This window comes from Achromobacter sp. ISS7, assembly GCF_056523125.1.
The window spans coordinates 6302588-6321173 of sequence record NZ_JAWRZD010000001.1; the positions used below are offsets into that span (position 1 = coordinate 6302588).

The 18586-nt window shown below is 67.9% G+C and carries 15 protein-coding genes; 14 read left to right on the forward strand and 1 reads right to left on the reverse strand.

The window, feature by feature from the left end; translation table 11 throughout:
• Positions 1 to 7: 7 nt before the first annotated feature.
• From rsmH to lpxC, 14 genes are all read left to right on the forward strand, one after another.
• The gene (gene rsmH, locus AC1HFW_RS28690; protein WP_061072427.1) at positions 8 to 1105 is read left to right on the forward strand and encodes a 16S rRNA (cytosine(1402)-N(4))-methyltransferase RsmH; all 1098 of its coding nucleotides are present in this window, start codon (positions 8 to 10) and stop codon (positions 1103 to 1105) included.
• Positions 1105 to 1395: a cell division protein FtsL gene (gene ftsL, locus AC1HFW_RS28695; protein ID WP_006392948.1), complete on the forward strand. Its 291-nt coding sequence runs from the start codon at positions 1105 to 1107 to the stop codon at positions 1393 to 1395. The genes rsmH and ftsL overlap by 1 nt, the downstream gene beginning before the upstream one ends.
• A complete protein-coding gene (locus tag AC1HFW_RS28700) occupies positions 1392 to 3119 on the forward strand; it encodes a peptidoglycan D,D-transpeptidase FtsI family protein (RefSeq protein WP_006392949.1) in 1728 nt (575 codons plus the stop codon). Before ftsL ends, AC1HFW_RS28700 begins: the two co-directional genes overlap by 4 nt.
• Positions 3116 to 5980, forward strand: a complete 2865-nt coding sequence (gene murF, locus AC1HFW_RS28705; protein ID WP_479286059.1) for a bifunctional UDP-N-acetylmuramoyl-L-alanyl-D-glutamate--2,6-diaminopimelate ligase MurE/UDP-N-acetylmuramoyl-tripeptide--D-alanyl-D-alanine ligase MurF — start codon at positions 3116 to 3118, stop codon at positions 5978 to 5980. Before AC1HFW_RS28700 ends, murF begins: the two co-directional genes overlap by 4 nt.
• Positions 5970 to 7139 (forward strand): phospho-N-acetylmuramoyl-pentapeptide-transferase, encoded by a 1170-nt coding sequence (mraY, locus tag AC1HFW_RS28710; RefSeq protein ID WP_006392951.1) that lies wholly within the window; start codon positions 5970 to 5972, stop codon positions 7137 to 7139. Before murF ends, mraY begins: the two co-directional genes overlap by 11 nt.
• Complete coding sequence (murD, locus tag AC1HFW_RS28715; protein WP_479286062.1) at positions 7136 to 8668, forward strand: UDP-N-acetylmuramoyl-L-alanine--D-glutamate ligase; 1533 nt, start codon at positions 7136 to 7138, stop codon at positions 8666 to 8668. Before mraY ends, murD begins: the two co-directional genes overlap by 4 nt.
• Positions 8665 to 9858, forward strand: coding sequence for a putative lipid II flippase FtsW (ftsW, locus tag AC1HFW_RS28720; protein ID WP_006392953.1), 1194 nt, complete (start codon positions 8665 to 8667; stop codon positions 9856 to 9858). Before murD ends, ftsW begins: the two co-directional genes overlap by 4 nt.
• Positions 9855 to 10934, forward strand: coding sequence for an undecaprenyldiphospho-muramoylpentapeptide beta-N-acetylglucosaminyltransferase (murG, locus tag AC1HFW_RS28725; RefSeq protein ID WP_479286064.1), 1080 nt, complete (start codon positions 9855 to 9857; stop codon positions 10932 to 10934). The genes ftsW and murG overlap by 4 nt, the downstream gene beginning before the upstream one ends.
• Positions 10931 to 12337, forward strand: coding sequence for a UDP-N-acetylmuramate--L-alanine ligase (gene murC, locus AC1HFW_RS28730; protein WP_479286066.1), 1407 nt, complete (start codon positions 10931 to 10933; stop codon positions 12335 to 12337). Before murG ends, murC begins: the two co-directional genes overlap by 4 nt.
• A complete protein-coding gene (locus tag AC1HFW_RS28735; protein WP_006392956.1) occupies positions 12334 to 13284 on the forward strand; it encodes a D-alanine--D-alanine ligase in 951 nt (316 codons plus the stop codon). The genes murC and AC1HFW_RS28735 overlap by 4 nt, the downstream gene beginning before the upstream one ends.
• A gap of 12 nt (positions 13285 to 13296) precedes the next feature.
• Positions 13297 to 14121, forward strand: a complete 825-nt coding sequence (locus AC1HFW_RS28740; protein WP_006392957.1) for a cell division protein FtsQ/DivIB — start codon at positions 13297 to 13299, stop codon at positions 14119 to 14121.
• 4 nt (positions 14122 to 14125) lie between these two features.
• The gene (gene ftsA / locus AC1HFW_RS28745; protein WP_006217473.1) at positions 14126 to 15352 is read left to right on the forward strand and encodes a cell division protein FtsA; all 1227 of its coding nucleotides are present in this window, start codon (positions 14126 to 14128) and stop codon (positions 15350 to 15352) included.
• Between the two features lie 189 nt (positions 15353 to 15541).
• A complete protein-coding gene (gene ftsZ / locus AC1HFW_RS28750) occupies positions 15542 to 16726 on the forward strand; it encodes a cell division protein FtsZ (RefSeq protein ID WP_006392958.1) in 1185 nt (394 codons plus the stop codon).
• A gap of 241 nt (positions 16727 to 16967) precedes the next feature.
• A complete protein-coding gene (gene lpxC, locus AC1HFW_RS28755) occupies positions 16968 to 17891 on the forward strand; it encodes a UDP-3-O-acyl-N-acetylglucosamine deacetylase (RefSeq protein ID WP_006392959.1) in 924 nt (307 codons plus the stop codon).
• Between the two features lie 195 nt (positions 17892 to 18086).
• Here the strand turns inward: lpxC and AC1HFW_RS28760 are convergent, their stop codons facing one another.
• Positions 18087 to 18494 (reverse strand): flagellar hook-length control protein FliK, encoded by a 408-nt coding sequence (locus AC1HFW_RS28760; protein ID WP_006392960.1) that lies wholly within the window; start codon positions 18492 to 18494, stop codon positions 18087 to 18089.
• Positions 18495 to 18586 lie beyond the last annotated feature (92 nt).

An 18586-nucleotide genomic window follows, 5' to 3' on the forward strand; every position in this document is an offset into this window, starting at 1 on the left:
AAGAGTTATGGAATTCGAACATCGGCCCGTCCTGCTGGAGCCGACGGTGGACGCGCTGTTGCTGGCCGATTTCGGCGGCAAGGGCGCGGCACGGTCGCAGCCCGGCGACGAGCCGGCCGCGGCTACGCGAGCGGAACGCGGCGTCTTCGTGGACGGCACCTTTGGTCGCGGCGGCCACAGCCGCGAGCTGCTTGGCCGCCTGGGCCCGGCGGCGCGCCTGGTGGTGTTCGACAAGGATCCCGAGGCGATCGCGGTAGCCAATGCGTTGGCGGCGGCGGACGCCCGGGTGACGGTGGTGCATGGCGGCTTTGCCACCATGGCCGAAGAATTGCAGCAGCTCGGCATCGAGAAGGTCGATGGCGTGATGCTGGATCTGGGCGTGTCGTCGCCTCAGATCGATGATGCCGAGCGCGGTTTCTCGTTCATGCGGGACGGCCCGCTCGACATGCGGATGGACACCACTCGTGGACCCACGGTGGCGGATTGGCTGGCGCAAGCCAGTGTGGATGAGATGCGGGAGGTCATAGCGGATTATGGCGAAGAACGGTTTGCTTTTCAGGTTGCAAAGGCGATTGCTGCTCGCCGCGCAACAAGGCCGCTGCGCACCACGCTCGAACTTGCCGAGTGCGTCGCCAGCGCCGTCCGCACGCGCGAAAAGGGGCAGCATCCGGCCACACGCACCTTTCAAGCTCTACGGATTTACATCAATCGGGAACTCGAAGAGCTCGCGCGCACCCTCGCGTCAGCTCTAGACCTGCTTGCCCCAGGGGGGAGGTTGGCGGTGATCAGCTTTCATTCGCTTGAAGACCGCATGGTCAAGCAGTGCATCGCGGCGGCGGCTCGTCCGGCTGCCGCGCATGCGCGCCTGCCCCTGCGCGAAAGCGAAATGCCCCAGCCGGTCCTGCGTTCCCTGGGACGCGTGCTGGCCGAAGATGATGAAGTCTCGGCCAATGCGCGCGCCCGCTCGGCGGTGCTGCGCGTCGCCGAGCGCACCGCCACGCCCTTGCCCGCCGAGGGCGGCATGGCGTTCGTGAAAATCGGTTCGCTGCCCGGCAGCGATCTGGCTCCGCCGCCTCGCCGCGGCGGCAAGGGAGGGCGCCGCTGATGGGTCGCGTCAACCTGATCGTTGCGGCTTTGCTGATGCTGTCGGCCATTTCCCTGGTCACCAGCCGGTATCAGTCGCGCCAGCTCTTCGTCGAGCTGGGCCGCGATCAGGCGCAGGCGCGCGACCTGGAAACCAACTGGCGGCGCCTGCAGCTGGAACGCGCCGAGCTGGCGCGCAACGCGCGGGTCGACGTGATCGCGCGCGACAGCCTGAAAATGATCCCCATCGTGCCTGACCGCACGCTCTACCTGAATCAGGCGCCGGTGCCGGCCAACGGAGGCGCCCAATGAAGCGCGTTCCGTTCTTCGACAATCCGGTGCTGCGCGGGCAGTTGCCCACTTGGCGCGCCCGCCTGGTGCTGATCCTGCTGTTCGGCGGCTTCACCGTGCTGGCCGGCCGCGCGCTGTTCCTGCAAGGGCTGTCCACCGAATTCCTGCAGCAGCAGGGCGAGCGCCGCTACGAGCGCACCCTGACGCTGTCCGCCACCCGCGGCAAAATCATGGATCGCAATGGCGCAGTGCTGGCATCCAGCGTGCCGGCGCGCGCCATCTGGGCCATTCCCGAAGACCTGAAGCAGGCCACGGCCAGCCAGTTGGACTCGCTGGCCAAGCTGCTGGAAACGCCGATCGCCGACTTGCGCCGCCGGGTCGAGGAAGACAAGAACTTCGTCTACCTGAAGCGCCAGGTCTCGATGGACGTGGCCGACAAGATCAAGCAGCTCGGCCTGCCCGGCGTGCACCAGCAGCCGGAGACCCGCCGCTACTACCCGGACGGCGACGTGATGGCCCACGTGGTGGGTTTCAACAGCGTCGAAGACCAGGGCCAGGAAGGCGTCGAGCTGACCTTCAACCAGCAGTTGTCGGGCCGCCCGGGCAGCCGCCGCGTCATCAAGGACCGGCTGGGCCGCGTCATCGAGGACGTGCAGGCCGTGACGCTGCCGGTGGACGGCCGCGACCTGCGCCTGTCGATCGATACCCGCCTGCAGTACCTGGTGTTCAAGGAACTGAAGGACGCCATGGACAAGCACCAGGCCAAGGGCGCCACCGCCGTGGTCGTGGACGTCCATACCGGCGAGATCCTGGCGCTGGCCAACGTGCCGACCTTCGATCCGAACAAGCGCGAGACCTTCCACGGCGCCAACCTGCGCAACCAGGCCATCACCGACACGTTCGAGCCCGGCTCGATCATGAAGCCGTTCACCGCCGCGCTGGCGCTGGACCTGGGCCGCATCACCACCTCGACCCTGTTCGAGACCGGCAACGGCCGCTTCACCTACCAGGGCAGCACGATCAGCGACGTCAGCCGCAACGGCACGCTGGACGTGGCCGGCGTGCTGCGCAAGTCCAGCAACATCGGCATGACGATGATCTCCGAGAAGCTGGAATCCCGCGAGATGTGGGATCGCTTCACCGAATTGGGCCTGGGCCAGGCGCCCCAGGTGGGATTCCCCGGCGCGGCGCCCGGCCGCCTGCGCCCGTGGGACCGCTGGCGCCTGATCGAGAAGGCCACCATGGCCTATGGCTATGGCCTGTCGGTGTCGCTGCTGCAGGTGGCGCGCGCCTACACCGTGTTCGCCCGCAACGGCGACATGGTGTCGCTGACGCTGGTCAAGCGCGACAGCGACCCGACCAGCGTCAAGATCTACACGCCCAAGACCACCGCGCTGGTGCGCGGCATGCTGGAAGCCGCCGCCGGTCCGGAAGGCACCAAGGCGGCCCAGGTCCAGGGCTACCGCGTGGCCGGCAAGAGCGGCACCGCGCGCAAGATCGTCGACGGCAAGTACAGCATGCAGCGCTACCGCAGCTCGTACGTGGGCTTTGCCCCGGTGTCCGATCCCAAGATCGTGGTGGCCGTCTCGATCGACGAGCCCACGGTCGGCGGTTACTACGGCGGCGCGATCGCCGCACCCGTGTTCTCCCATATCGTCGGCGGGAGTCTGCGGTTGATGGGCGTGCGTCCGGACGCGCCCTTCGAATCCACAATTGTTGCCGGTATCAAGGAGCCAGGCAGATGAGCGCCAAAGGCTTCCTCTCATCCCCCGCCGCCACGGTCGAACAAGCCGTGGCGTGGTTGCATTCGCGCGTGTCGTTGACCGCGCACCTGAAGCTGGACTCCCGCGAGATCGAGCCGGGCGACGTGTTCGTCGCCTGCCCGGGCCTGTCCAGCGATGGCCGTCTATATATAGAGAAGGCGTTGGCGCTGGGCGCCAGCGCGGTGTTGTTCGAGGCGCCCGCGACCGAAGCCATCGAGGCCGCGGCCGCCGCCGGCGCGACGCCGATGCTGCCGGTGACCGGCCTGCGCGCCCTGCTGGGCGAGCTGGGCGACACCTGGTACGGCCGGCCGTCGTCGGCGCTGGCCGTGGTGGCCGTGACCGGCACCAACGGCAAGACCTCGTCGGTGCAATGGATCGCCCACGCGCTGGGCCGCAACGACAAGCCCTGCGGCACCATCGGCACCCTGGGCGCCGTGCTGCCGGACGGGCAGACGCTGGGCGGCCATCTCACGACCCCGGACGTGCTGACCGTGCACCGCCTGCTGGCCGCCATGCGCGACGCCGGCGCCAAGGCGGTGGCGATGGAAGCGTCGTCTATCGGCATCGAGCAGGGCCGCATGGACGGCGTGCGGGTGGCGCTGGCCGCCTATACCAACCTGACCCGCGATCATCTCGACTATCACGGCACCATGGAACGCTACGAGGCCGCCAAGGCGCGCCTGTTCCGTTGGCCGGGCCTGAGCGCCGCGGTGGTCAACGCCGACGACGAGGCCGGCCGCCGCCTGATCGCCTCGCTGCCGTCGGACCTGTCGGTGATGGGCTACAGCCTGAGCGCGGATCCCGCGATTCCCGCCGCGATGCGCGCGCGTGACCTGCAGGCCACCGCCCAAGGCCAGATCTTCACCCTGGTGTCGCCGCACGGCGAGGCGCAGATCGTGACGCGCCTGCTTGGGGCGCACAACGTCTCGAACCTGCTGCTGGTTGCCGGCGTGCTGTACAAGCTGGGCCTGCCGTTCGCGCAGATCGCGCGCGAGCTGGCCGCGACTGATCCGGTCGATGGCCGCCTGCAGACCGTGGAACCGGTTGCCTCCAGCACGCAGGCCCACGCGGGCCGCGGCGCGCTGGTGGTGGTGGACTACTCCCATACGCCCGATTCGCTGGCGCGCGCGCTGATGGCGCTGCGCCCGGTGGCGCAGGCGCGTGCCGGCCGCCTGGTGTGCGTGTTCGGTTGCGGCGGTGACCGCGATGCCGGCAAGCGCCCGGAAATGGGCCGCATCGCCGCTGAATTGGCGGACCACGTGGTGGTGTCCAGCGATAACCCGCGCAGCGAGTCGCCCGACGCCATCGTGGCGCAGATCCTGGCCGGCATTCCGGCTTCGGTGGCGGTCGAGGTCCAGGTGGATCGCGCCCGTGCCATCATGCAGGCCGTCTGGGCCAGCGCGCCCGAGGACGTGGTGCTGCTGGCGGGCAAGGGCCACGAGACCTACCAGGAAATCGCCGGCGAAAAGCTGCCCTTCGACGATCGCGAGTGGGCGCGGCTGGCGTTGCTGCTGCCGCTGGTCAAGGGCGTGTCCACGGATACGCGGCGCATTGGCGCCGGCGAACTGTTCGTGGCGCTGGTGGGCGATAACTTCGACGCCCACAACTACCTGGACCAGGCCGCCGAGCGCGGCGCCTGCGCCGCGGTGGTGGCGCACGCCGTGCCGGAATCGAGCCTGCCGCAACTGGTGCTGGGCGATACCCGCGTGGCGCTGATGCGCATCGGCGCCGCCTGGCGCGCCCGCTTCACGCTGCCGGTGGTGGCGGTGACGGGCAGCAACGGCAAGACCACCACCAAGGAAATGATCTCGGCCATGCTGGCGGGCTGGCAGGGCGAGACGGGCCGCCTGGCGACGGCCGGCAACCTGAACAACGACATCGGCGTGCCGCTGACGCTGCTGCGCCTGCGTCCGGAACATCGCGCCGCCGTGTTCGAGCTCGGCATGAACCATCCGGGCGAGATCGCCCAGCTGGCCGCCATCGCGGCGCCGAGCGTGGCGCTGGTGACCAATGCCCAGCGCGAGCACCAGGAATTCATGCACACCGTGGAAGCGGTGGCGCTGGAAAACGGCGCCGCCATCGCGGCGCTGCCGGTGGACGGCGTGGCCGTCTATCCCGGCGACGAACCCTACGCGGCGATCTGGGACAAGCTGGCCGCGCCGCGCCGCGCGCTGCGTTTTGGCCTGCAGCCCGGTCTGGATGTCTATGCCGAGCAGATCCTGGCGGACGTCGATTCGACGCGCTGCCGCGTGGTGACGCCGGTGGGCAGCGCCGACTTGACGCTGCCGGTGCCCGGCGTGCACAACCTGCGCAATGCGCTGGCGGCGATCGCCAGCGCCATCGCCGCGGGGGCGCCGCTGGAGGTCGCCGTGCGCGCGCTGGCCGGCTTCAGCCCGGTCGCGGGACGCATGCAGCACAAGAAATTGAGTGACGGAACGTTGCTCATCGATGACACCTACAATGCCAACCCCGACTCGGTTCGCGTGGCCATCGATGTGCTGGCCCGCATGGCCGGCACGCGTGTCCTGGTACTGGGCGACATGGGCGAAGTCGGGGACAACGGCCCCGCCATGCATGAAGAGGTGGGCAACTACGCGCGCGAGCTTGGCCTCGACGCGCTCATCACGCTAGGCGATGCCAGCCGGGCGGCCGCGGCCGCCTACGGCACGGGCGCGCACGCCTGCGCATCGGTAGACGAAGTCGTTGCCGCATTGCGCGGCCTGCGCGCGTCCTGCGTATTGATAAAGGGATCGCGCTTTATGCGCATGGAGCGGGTAGTGACGGCTTTTATTTCCAATGACGGACAAGCGTCCAAGGGGCAGGGGGACAACCATGCTGCTTGAGATCGCCCGTCTGCTTTCCGATGATGTGCGCGCGCTGGGCGTGTTCGAGTACATCACGCTGCGCGCGGTGCTGGCGTGCGCCACGGCGCTGCTGATCGGCCTGGTGGCCGGCCCGCGCGTGATCCGCAAGCTGACCGAGATGAAGATCGGCCAGGCCGTGCGTTCGTACGGCCCGGAAACCCACCTGGTCAAGACCGGCACCCCGACCATGGGCGGCGTGCTGATCCTGATTTCCATCGCCATCAGCACGCTGCTGTGGGCCGACTGGACCAACCGCTTCGTGTGGGTGGTGCTGCTGGTGACGTTCGGCTTCGGCTGGATCGGCTGGATGGACGATTACCGCAAGGTGGTCTATCGCGATCCGGAAGGCATGCCGGCGCGCCAGAAGTTCTTCTGGCAGGCGACCATCGGCCTGGTGGCCGCGGTCTATCTGGCGTTCGCCGTGTCGGCGCCCGCCAACACCGAACTGTGGCCGCTCTTCAAGGCCTGGGTGGGCAGCGGCTTCACGATGTCGCTGCCGACGCGCGCCGACCTGATCGTGCCGTTCTTCAAGACCGTCAGCTATCCGCTGGGCGTGCTCGGCTTCGTGGCGCTGACCTGGGCCGTGATCGTCGGCACCAGCAACGCCGTCAACCTGACCGACGGCCTGGATGGCCTGGCGATCATGCCCACCGTGATGGTCGGCAGCGCGCTCGGCATCTTCGCCTACGTGGTCGGCCGCGTCGACTATTCGAAGTACCTGCTGTTCCCGTATATCCCCGGCGCGTCGGAATTGATGGTGCTGTGCGCGGCGATCGGCGGCGCGGGGCTGGCGTTTTTGTGGTTCAACGCGTATCCGGCGCAGGTCTTCATGGGTGACGTCGGCGCGCTGGCGCTGGGCGGCGCGCTGGGCACCATCGCGGTCATCGTGCGCCAGGAGATCGTGCTGTTCATCATGGGCGGCGTGTTCGTGGTCGAGACCCTGTCGGTGATGATCCAGGTGACGTGGTTCAAGTACACCAAGCGACGTTATGGAACAGGTAGACGCATATTCCGCATGGCTCCGCTGCATCATCACTTCGAAGTGGGCGGCTGGAAGGAAACCCAGGTGGTCGTGCGTTTCTGGATCATCAGCATGATGCTGGTGCTGATTGGCCTCTCAACCCTGAAGTTGCGATGAATACGATGGAATCCTCCCGCGCCGATGCGCCGCTCGTCCTGATCCTCGGATTGGGCGAGTCGGGTGTCGCCGCCGCGCGCTGGAGCGCCCGCCAGGGCGCCCGCCTGCGCGTGGCCGACACGCGCGCGGAGCCGGGTGGCCTGCCCGCGCTGCGCGATGCGCTGGCGCAGGCCGAGGTGGAATACCGCCTGGGCTGCGATGCGTCCTTCGATGTCGCGCTGCTGGACGGCGTGGACCAGGTCGTCATCAGCCCGGGACTGGCGCCCGAAGGCGCGCCGGCCGGCGATCTGCTGCGCGAGGCCAAGGCCCGCGGCATCGAAGTCATCTGCGAGATGGAATTGTTTGCGCGGGCCCTGGCCGAGCTGGCCGAGACCCGTGAATACCGTCCGCGGGTGCTGGCCGTGACCGGCACCAACGGCAAGACCACCGTCACCGCGCTGACGCGCGACCTGGTGCAGGCCAGCGGCCTGTCGGTGCTGGCCGCGGGCAACATCAGCCCGGCCGCGCTGACCGCGCTGATGGGGGCGCTGGACGCCGACGACTTGCCGCAGGTGTGGGTGCTGGAACTGTCGAGCTTCCAGCTCGAGACCACGCACACGCTGATGGCCGACGCCGCCGTCGTGCTCAACGTGACGCAGGACCATCTGGACTGGCACGGCGGCATGGATGCCTATGCCGCCGCCAAGGCGCGCCTGCTGAAGATGGCGCGCATCGCCATCGTCAATCGCGACGATCCGTATACCGTGGACATGGTGCCGTCGCTGGATGCCATGCCCGTGCGCAGTTTCGGCCGTGACGTGCCGGCGCTGGTCGGCGACATGGGCCTGGAACTGGGCCAGGGCGTGGCCTGGCTGGTCGCGGCCGAGCCGGTCGACTTCGACGAGCCGGTGGCGCCCGTGCGCCGCAAGAAGGACGCGCCCGAGCCGGTGCGCGCCAAGGGCCGCATGAGCCGCCTGATGCCGGTCGACGCGCTGCGCATCCGCGGCATCCACAATGCCTTGAACGCGCTGGCCGCGCTGCAACTGGCGCGCTGCCTGGACCTGGGCTGGGGCGCCATGCTGCGCACCCTGCGCGAGTACGCGGGCGAACCGCATCGTGCCGCCTTCGTGCGCAATATCGGCGGCGTCGACTACATCAATGACAGCAAGGGCACCAACGTCGGCGCCACCGTGGCCGCGCTCGAGGGCATGGGCCAGCCGGTGGTGCTGATCGCCGGTGGCCAGGGCAAGGGCCAGGACTTCTCGCCGTTGGTCCCGGTGGTGTCGCGCCATGCGCGCGCCGTGCTGCTGATCGGCCAGGACGGCCCGGAAATCGGCCGCGTGCTGGCCGCCACCGGCGTCGACTGCATCGCCGTGGAATCGCTGCGCGACGCCGTGCGCCGCGCCGCCGAGCTGGCCCAGGCCGGCGACGTGGTGCTGCTGTCGCCCGCCTGCGCCAGCCTGGACATGTTCCGCAATTACCCGCACCGCGGGCAGGTGTTCGTGGAAGAGGTCGAAGACCTGGCCCGCGACCGGGGAGAGGTGGCATGAGCCTGATCGCCGATCTCACCGCCAGCGTCAATGCCGTACGGCCCGGCCGTACCCGCATGCGCAATTTCGACATGCCGCTCGCGATCGCGGCGTCGACCTTGTTGCTGCTCGGCCTGCTGATGGTGTATTCGGCGTCGATCGCGCTGGCCGACGGCCCGCGCTATGCCTCCTATGGCCGCTATTACTTCGTGATCCGCCACGGCCTGTTCGTCACCGCCGGCCTGGTGGCGGGCGCCGTCGTGCTGGCGATTCCGATCCGCGTGTGGCAACGCCTGGCGGTGCCGCTGTTCGTGGTGGCGATGGTGCTGCTGGTGGCGGTGCTGGTGCCCGGCATCGGCCGCGAGGTCAACGGCGCGCACCGCTGGATTCCGCTGGGTCCGCTGAATTTCCAGCCGTCCGAACTGATGAAGCTGGCCGCGCTGCTGTATGCCGCCGATTACACGGTGCGCAAGCAGGAGCACATGCAGGCCTTTGCCCGCGGCTTCCTGCCGATGGCGTTCGCGCTGGCCGGCGTCGGCATGCTGCTGCTGCTCGAGCCCGACCTGGGCGCCTTCATGGTGATCGTGGCGATCGCGATCGGCATCCTGTTCCTGGGCGGCATCAACGGCAAGTACTTCAGCAGCCTGCTGGCGGTGCTGGTCAGCACCTTCCTGATGCTGATCTGGCTGTCGCCGTGGCGCCGCGCGCGCCTGTTCGCCTACCTGGATCCCTGGAACGAAGACAACGCCTACGGTAGCGCCTACCAGCTGTCGCATTCGCTGATCGCCCTGGGGCGCGGCGAGTGGCTGGGCGTGGGCCTGGGCGCCAGCGTCGAGAAATTGCACTACCTGCCCGAAGCGCATACCGACTTCCTGATGGCGGTGGTGGGCGAGGAGCTGGGTTTCGCCGGCGTGATGCTGGTGATCACGCTGTTCGCCATCATCGTCTATCGCGGTTTCGACATCGGCCGCCAGGCCATCGCCATGGAACGCACGTTCGCGGGCCTGGTGGCGCATGGCGTGGCGATGTGGTTCGGCGTGCAGGCCTTCATCAACATGGGCGTGTGCCTGGGATTGCTGCCGACCAAGGGCCTGACGCTGCCGCTGATGAGCTATGGCGGTTCGGGCGTGGTGATGAACCTGTGCGCCCTGGCCATGCTGATACGGGTGGATGTGGAAAACCGCATCATGATGCGCGGAGGACGGGTATGACCGCGTCGTCGCGCACCATCCTGATCATGGCCGGCGGCACTGGCGGCCACATCATGCCCGGCCTGGCCGTGGCCGACGTGCTGCGCCAGCGCGGCTGGCGCGTGATGTGGCTGGGCAATCCGGACAAGATGGAAGGCAAGCTTGTGCCGCCGCGCGGCATCGAGTTGGTGCCGCTGCGTTTCGCCGGCGTGCGCGGCAAGGGCGCGGCCGCGCTGCTGAAACTGCCGTTCCTGCTGGTGCGCGCCTTCGCGCAGGCCTGGTCGCGGCTGTCGTCGGTGCGCCCGGACGTGGTGCTGGGCATGGGCGGCTATGTCGCCTTCCCCGGCGGCGTCATCGCGGCGCTGCGCGGCACGCCGCTGGTGGTGCACGAGCAGAACGCGGTGGCCGGCACCGCCAACAAGTGGCTGGCCAGGATGGCCCGCCGCGTGCTGAGCGGGTTCCCCGGCGTGCTGCCCAAGGGCGAGGCCATGGGCAACCCGGTGCGCGCCGATCTGTGCGCGCTGGCCGACCCGGCGCAGCGCTACGCCGCCCGCAGCGGTCCGCTGCGGCTGCTGGTGGTGGGCGGCAGCCTGGGCGCCCAGGCGCTCAATACCGCCGTGCCGCAAGCGTTGGCGCGCCTGCCGCAGGAAAGCCGTCCGGTGGTGGTGCACCAGGCCGGTGAACAACATTTGCCGGCGCTGCAGCAGGCCTACGCCCAGGCGGGCGTGGCGGCCGACTGCCGCGCCTTCATCGACGACATGGCCGGCGCCATGGGCGGTGCCGACCTGCTGGTCTGCCGCGCGGGCGCCATGACGGTGTCCGAAGTGGCCGCCGTCGGCGTCGCGGCGCTGTTCGTGCCGCTGCCCCATGCCATCGATGACCACCAGACCGCCAACGCGCGCTTCCTGAGCGACGCGCAGGCCGCATGGCTGCAGCCGCAGAACGCCTTCAGCCCCGAGTGGCTGGCGGACTGGCTGGGCCAGCGTTCCCGCCAAGAACTGCAAGCCGTCGCAGAACGGGCCCGCGCGCATGCGCACCCGGAAGCGGCGGCGCATATCGCCGACGTCTGTGAACAAGCAGCGGGGCGTTCATCATGAAACACAGAATCCAGCATATCCATTTCGTAGGCATCGGCGGTTCCGGCATGAGCGGCATCGCCGAGGTGCTGCTCAACCTGGGCTACACCATCAGCGGCTCCGACCTGAACGAGTCGGCCGTGACGCGCCGCCTGGCCGGCCTGGGCGTGAACATCGCCATCGGCCACGTCGCCAGCAACGTCACCGGCGCCGGCGCCATCGTCACGTCGACCGCGGTGGCGGGCGACAACCCCGAAGTCATCGCGGCCCGCGCCGCGCGCATTCCGGTGGTGCCGCGCGCCATCATGCTGGCCGAGCTGATGCGCCTGAAGCGCGGCATCGCGGTGGCCGGCACGCACGGCAAGACCACCACCACCAGCCTGGTGGCCAGCATCCTGGCCGCCGGCGACCTGGACCCGACCTTTGTGATTGGCGGCCGCCTGAATTCGGCCGGCGCCAATGCGCGCCTGGGGCAGGGCGACTACATCGTGGTCGAGGCCGACGAATCCGACGCCTCGTTCCTGAACCTGCTGCCGGTGATGGCCATCGTGACCAACATCGACGCGGATCACATGGACACCTACGGCCACGACGTGGCCCGCCTCAAGAGCGCGTTCATCGAATTCACCCAGCGCCTGCCGTTCTACGGCAGCGCGGTGCTGTGCACCGACGACGCCAACGTGCGCGAGATCATGCCGTTCGTGTCGCGGCCCATCACCTCCTACGGCCTGAACGAAGACGCGATGGTGCGCGGCTACGAGGTGCAGGCGGACGGCACGCGCATGCGCTTCAACGTGCAACGCAGCCACCGCGACACGCTGCTGCCGCCGCTGCAGGTGGAGCTGAACCTGCCAGGCCTGCACAACGTGCGCAACGCGCTGGCGGCGATCGCCGTGGCGACCGAGCTGGGCGTGTCCGACGAAGCCATTTGCGATGCGCTGGCGTCGTTCAAGGGCGTGGGCCGCCGTTTCACGCAGACGGGCGAATTCCCGGTGCCGGCCACGCATGGCGGCGGCACCTTTACGGTGATCGACGACTATGGCCACCACCCGGTGGAAATGGCCGCCACGCTGGCTGCCGCCCGCGGCGCCTGGCCCGACCGCCGCATCGTGCTGGCGTTCCAGCCGCATCGCTACACGCGTACCCGCGACTGCTTCGAGGATTTCGTGCGCGTGCTGGGCACGGCCGACGCGGTGTTGCTGACCGAAGTCTATTCCGCCGGCGAACCGCCGCTGGTGGCCGCCGACGGCCGGGCCCTGTCGCGCGCGCTGCGCGTGGCCGGCAAGGTCGAACCGGTGTTCGTCGAGGACGTGGCCGAACTGCCGCAGGCGGTGGTCGATTTCGTCCGTGACGGCGATGTGGTGATCGTCATGGGGGCGGGCTCGATCAGCAAGGTCCCGGCCCAGGTTGGAGAATTGGCATGAGCGCGAAATTCGGCAAGGTGGGTGTGTTGTACGGCGGCCGTTCGGCCGAACGCGAAGTGTCCCTGATGTCCGGGGCCGGCGTGCACCAGGCGCTGTTGAGCGCCGGCGTCGACGCGCACCTGTTCGACACGGGCGAGCGCAGCCTGGCCGAGCTGGCCGCCGAGGGCTTCGAGCGCGTGTTCATCGCGCTGCATGGCCGTTTCGGCGAAGACGGTTCGATCCAGGGCGCGCTGGAATTGCTGGGCATTCCCTACACCGGCAGCGGCCCGCTGGCCTCGGCGCTGGCCATGGACAAGACCATGACCAAGCGTGTGTGGCTGCAGCACGGCCTGCCCACGCCGGAATTCGAATTGCTGGACGCCGACACCGAACTGCGCCTGGTGCCGGATCGCCTGAGCCTGCCGCTCATCATCAAGCCGCCGCATGAAGGGTCGACCGTGGGCATCACCAAGGTGGTGGGCTATTCCGACATGAAGGACGCCTACGCGCTGGCCGCCAAGTTCGACGCCGAGGTGCTGGCCGAGCAGTTCATCCAGGGCCGCGAACTGACCGTGGCGATCCTGGGCGGCGGCAAGACCGCGCGCGCGCTGCCGGTGATCGAGATCGCCGCGCCGGGTGGCAATTACGACTACGAGCACAAGTACTTCTCCGACGACACGCAGTACTTCTGCCCGGCGACGCTGCCGCCGGCCGTGGCCGAGGAAGTCGCCGACATCGCGGTGCGCGCCTATCGCGCGCTGGGCTGCGAAGGCTGGGGCCGCGCCGACTTCATGCTGGACGCCGACAACCGCCCCTGGCTGCTCGAAATGAATACCTCGCCCGGCATGACCGGCCATTCCCTGGTGCCGATGGCGGCCCGCGCCACCGGCATGAGCTATGCCGAGCTGTGCGTGGCGATTTTGGCCGACGCTTCGTGCAAGTTGCACAGCGCCGCCCGCAATACTTGACCCGGACATTCTGTGTGGAACGACGCTCGCACGACCAACCTGATCGCCAACACGCTAGCCGTGTTGGCGGTCTGCGCCATGCTCCTGGCGGGCGTGGTGTGGGTGGCGCAGCGTCCGTATTTCACGCTGTCGGCGATCGAGCTGGAGTCCACGCCGGACACCGAGCTGCACTATGTGTCGCCGGGCGCGGTGCGCGCGGCGATCGCGGGGCGCTTCAAGGGCAACTTCTTCACGGTGGACCTGGACGACGCGCGCGAGATCTTCGAGTCGGTGCCGTGGGTGCGCCACGCCACCGTGCGGCGGATCTGGCCCAATGTGCTGCGCGTGCGCATCGAGGAGCAGCAGCCGCTGGCGCTGTGGAACGAGAACCAGATGATCAACACCTGGGGCGAGGCGTTCACGGCCAACACGGGCGAGGTGGACGACGAGACGGTGTTGCCGCAGTTCTCCGGGCCCGAGGGCACCGAGTCGCTGGTGGTGCAACGCTACGCCGAACTGGCGCGCTGGTTCGCGCCGCTCGATATGCATGTCAAGCAGCTGGAGCTGAGTCCGCGCTACGCCTGGCGCGTAGTGCTGTCCAACGGCATGCTGCTGGACCTGGGCCGCGATCCGGGCGCCGACGCGCCGGATCCGCACGGCCTGCCCGGCGCGCTGCCGTTCGCGGCGCGCATTCAACGTTTTGTGCAGGCCTGGCCCGCCGTGGCGGGGCGCCTGGAAGGGCGCACCATCACGCAGGCGGACCTGCGCTATCCCAATGGTTTCGCTCTGGCGCTGGCCCCGTTGCCCGCGTCGGCAAACAAACCCAAATCCACACCGAAACCTCCCAAGAAACGCTAACGCCATGACCCGTGACATCAAGGACCTTATCGTCGCCCTCGATATCGGCACCAGCAAGGTGGTGGCTGTGGTGGCTGAAATCCTGCCCGAAGGGCGATTCGAAGTGCTCGGCCTCGGCCAGCATGAATCGCGCGGCATGCGCAAGGGCGTGGTCGTCAATATCGAGACCACTGTGAATTCGATTCAGCGCGCGCTTGAAGAAGCCGAGCTGATGGCAGATTGCAAGATCCGAGACGTCTACACCGGCATCGCCGGCAGCCATATCCGCAGCTTCAATTCCAGCGGCATGGTCGCCGTGAAGGACAAGGAAGTCACCGCCACCGACGTCGCCCGCGTCATCGAGACCGCCAAGGCAGTGAACATCCCGACCGACCAGCAGGTGCTGCACGTGCTGACGCAGGAGTTCATCGTCGACGGCCAGGAAGACATCCGCGAGCCCATCGGCATGAGCGGCCTGCGCCTGGAAGTGCGCGTGCACATCGTGACCGGCGCCGTCAGCGCCGCGCAGAACATCGTCAAGTGCGTGCGCCGCTGCGGCCTGGAAGTGCAGGACCTGATCCTGCAGCCGCTGGCGTCGAGCCTGGCCGTGCTGACCGCCGACGAAAAGGAACTGGGCGTCGTGCTGGTGGACATCGGCGGCGGCACCACCGATGTCGCGATCTTCACCGGCGGCGCGATCCGCCATACCGCCGTGCTGCCGATCGCCGGCGACCAGATCACCAACGACATCGCGGCCATGCTGCGCACGCCGACGCCCGATGCCGAGGAAATCAAGCTGCGCTACGGCGTGGCCAAGCAGGTGCTGGCCAGCCCGGACGAGTCCGTGGAAGTGCCGGGCCTGGGCGACCGCGGCCCGCGCCAGGTCAAGCGCCAGGCGCTGGGCGCCGTGATCGAGCCGCGCGTCGAAGAACTGTTCACGCTGGTGCAGCAGGTGGTGCGCGACTCCGGCTACGAGGACCTGCTGGCTTCCGGCGTGGTGCTGACCGGCGGCTCGGCGCAATTGCCCGGCATGATCGAACTGGCCGAGGACGTGTTCCTCAAGCCGGTGCGCGTGGCGGTGCCCGAATACGAAGGCAGCCTGGCCGACGTGATGCGCAATCCGCGCTTCTCGACCGTGATGGGCTTGCTGCAGGAAGCGCGCATGCAGCGCGTGCGTGGCCGCAAGGTGGCCGCGCAGACCGGCAATTTCAAGAGCCTGCTGGCGCGCATGAAGGAATGGTTCATGAATTGAAGAGGGGGGCAGGTTGGGGCCTGCTCCTTGGCACGATCCGCAGCGGTAGGGCGGACCGGGCCAGAAAGGGGAGGCGTCTCAAACCCGTTGCGGACCAAAGCAGTCGGCTTCGGCTTTGAGGCGATTCACAAAATATAGGTTGTTGGGGAATTTTTGTGATTTGCAAATCGGACTTGTGAGGGAGTCATCATGATGAACTTTGAGATGCTTGAGAACAACACCAAAGGGACCGTAATCAAGGTCGTTGGTGTGGGCGGTGCGGGCGGCAATGCCGTCGCGCACATGATTCGCAGCGGCGTGCACGGCGTGGATTTCATCTGCGCCAACACCGATGCGCAGGCACTGGCGGCGACCAACGCCCCGGTGCAGATCCGCCTGGGCCGCACCGGCCTGGGCGCGGGCGCCAAGCCCGAACAAGGCCGCGCGTCGGCCGAAACCGCGCGTGAAGAGATCCGTGCCGCCCTGAACGGCGCGCACATGGTCTTCATCACCGCGGGCATGGGCGGCGGCACCGGCACGGGCGCAGGCCCGGTCGTGGCCGAAGTCGCCAAGGAGCTGGGCATTCTGACGGTGGGCGTGGTCACCAAGCCCTTCACGTTCGAAGGCAACAAGCGCCTGAAGATGGCCGAGGACGGCATCGCCGAACTGGCCAAGCACGTGCATTCGCTCATCGTGGTGCTCAACGAGAACCTGTATGAACTGATGGACGAGGACGCGACGCAGGAAGACTGCTTCCGTTCGGCCGACGACATCCTGCACAACGCTTGCGCGGGTATCGCCGAAATCATCAACGTCGAAGGCAACGTCAACGTCGACTTCGAAGACGTCAAGACGATCATGGGCGAGCAGGGCCAGGCCATGATGGGCACGGCATCGGCTTCGGGCGCTGACCGCGCCCGCGTCGCCGCCGAGCACGCGATTGCCTGCCCGCTGCTGGAAGGCGTGGATCTGAACGGCGCGCGCGGCGTGCTGGTCAACATCACCGCCAGCCGCTCGCTGAAGATGCGCGAAACGCGCGAAATCATGGAAACGATCCGCAGCTACGCTTCGGACGACGCGACCGTGATCTTCGGCACCGCCTACGACGAATCGATGGGTGAAAACCTGCGCGTGACCGTGGTTGCGACCGGCCTGGGCCGTGCGCAGGCGCGTCCGCAACTGGTGCAGACCACCGCTGAAGTGCTGCGCACCGGCACCGACAACATGCCCATGGGCACGATGCCGGCCGCCGGTCAGGGTGATTACCGCAATCTGGACATGCCGTCTGTCATGCGCAACCCGCGCAGCCAGGCGTCGGCCCAGGTGCGCGCGCTGGAAAGCTCGGGCATGGATCATTTCGACATCCCGGCTTTCCTGCGTAAGCAGGCGGATTGAACCTGGAGCCTGGTTTCAGGCTCTACATGCACTCCCTCATCTCCGGCTTGCCTGTCCCCGCAGGCAAGCCGGAGGCGGAGCGGCCCGTGTTTCCCTTGCACGGCTTTGAATAGGGGACGGTTTTATCGGTCGGTCCTGACGCTTTGATGGCGTTGAGAACCGGACAGAGTTACAATACGTCAGTTACGCCGGCAATCTCTTGTCATCTTGTCGGCTTCCTGGCTCAAAATACCTTAGTCTCATGTTCCGACAGCGCAGCATTCAGAATCTCGTCCGCACGACAGGCGTCGGCGTCCACTCCGGACGGCGGGTCGAGCTCACCCTGCGTCCGGCGGCGCCCAATACGGGCATCGTGTTCCACCGCGTCGATCTGCCCGAAGTCGTCGACCTGCCCGCGCAGGCCACTGGCGTGGGCGATACGCGCATGGCGTCCGTCCTGCAGCAGGGCAACGTCCGCGTCTCCACGGTGGAGCATCTCATGTCGGCGCTGGCCGGCCTGGGCATTGACAACCTGCATATCGACCTCACTGCCGAAGAAGTCCCCATCATGGACGGCAGTGCGGCAACCTTCGTGTACCTGTTGCGCTCGGCGGGCATCGTCGAGCAGAACGCGCCGAAGCAATTCATCCGTGTGTTGAAGACGGTGGAAGTGCGCGAGGGCGAAGGCCGCAACGAGAAATGGGCCCGGCTCGAACCCCATGAAGGGTACGCGCTGGCTTTCTCGATCGACTTTCGCCACCCCGCCATCGACTCGACCGCGAATTTCGCTGAAATCGATTTCGCCACCCATTCGTACGTGCGCGAGATCGCGCGCGCCCGCACCTTCGGCTTCGTCAACGAAGTCGAGGCGCTGCGCTCGATGGGCCTGGCCCGCGGCGGCAGCCTGGACAACGCCATCGTCATGGACGAATACCGCGTGTTGAACAGCGACGGCCTGCGCTACGACGACGAATTCGTGAAGCACAAGATCCTGGACGCCATCGGCGACCTGTATCTGCTGGGCAAGCCGCTGGTGGCGCGCTACGTGGCATGCAAGTCGGGCCACGCGCTGAACAACCAGCTGGCGCGCGCGCTGCTGGCGCAACGCGATGCCTGGGAAATGGTGACCTACGAATCGCAAGCCGAGGCGCCGCAGGCGTTCCGGCACGAATGGCAGCTGGCCTGAGGCCGGTCTGTCCTTGATGGCCGGTGCGCCGGGGACCGTCCCCGGCTGACATCCGGCCATTTTCATTGGGTGGCGCCGGTCGCCATCCTTGTGCCCGCCGGCGCCGTCCAGGTGCAATCCGCGGGACGCGCCCAGCCCGGACATCGGTCCGAAGGCGCCATCCCGATGGCGGGCGTCCGGACAAGTCCGGTTTTCTCAGCTACCCTTGTGGTGCTTCAATAGCTTGGCGACCGCGTCGGCCAGCGGGCCGGGGCGCAGGTTGTCGTGCAGCGTCTCGAAGGCGCCCAGCGCGGTTGTTCCCAGCGGCTGGGCCTCTTTGGGCGGCAGCGGCTTGCGGGCCCCGGGCTTGGGCAGGCCGGCTTGTACCTTCACCGCAATTTCGTTAAGGTTCCAGCCTTGGTCCGCCAAGGCCTGCGCGATGCGCGGGGCCAATTGACGCATCTTCGCCGCGTGCGCGGCACTGGGCACCACCAGTTGAAGGCGCTGGTTTTCCAGCTTGCCTACCTGGCAGACGGAGCCCAACGGGGCGGGCAGGATCGCCGCCACCGCATATTGGATTTGCAAGTGCTTGCGGGCGGTCGCCAGTACCCCGGCGCCCCGCATGTCATGACCCAGCCATCCCAGGGCGGTATTTTCCCCTCGCCGGCTGGAACTGGAACGTTGACGGTATGAAGTGGGTCTATTCATCCCGGCTC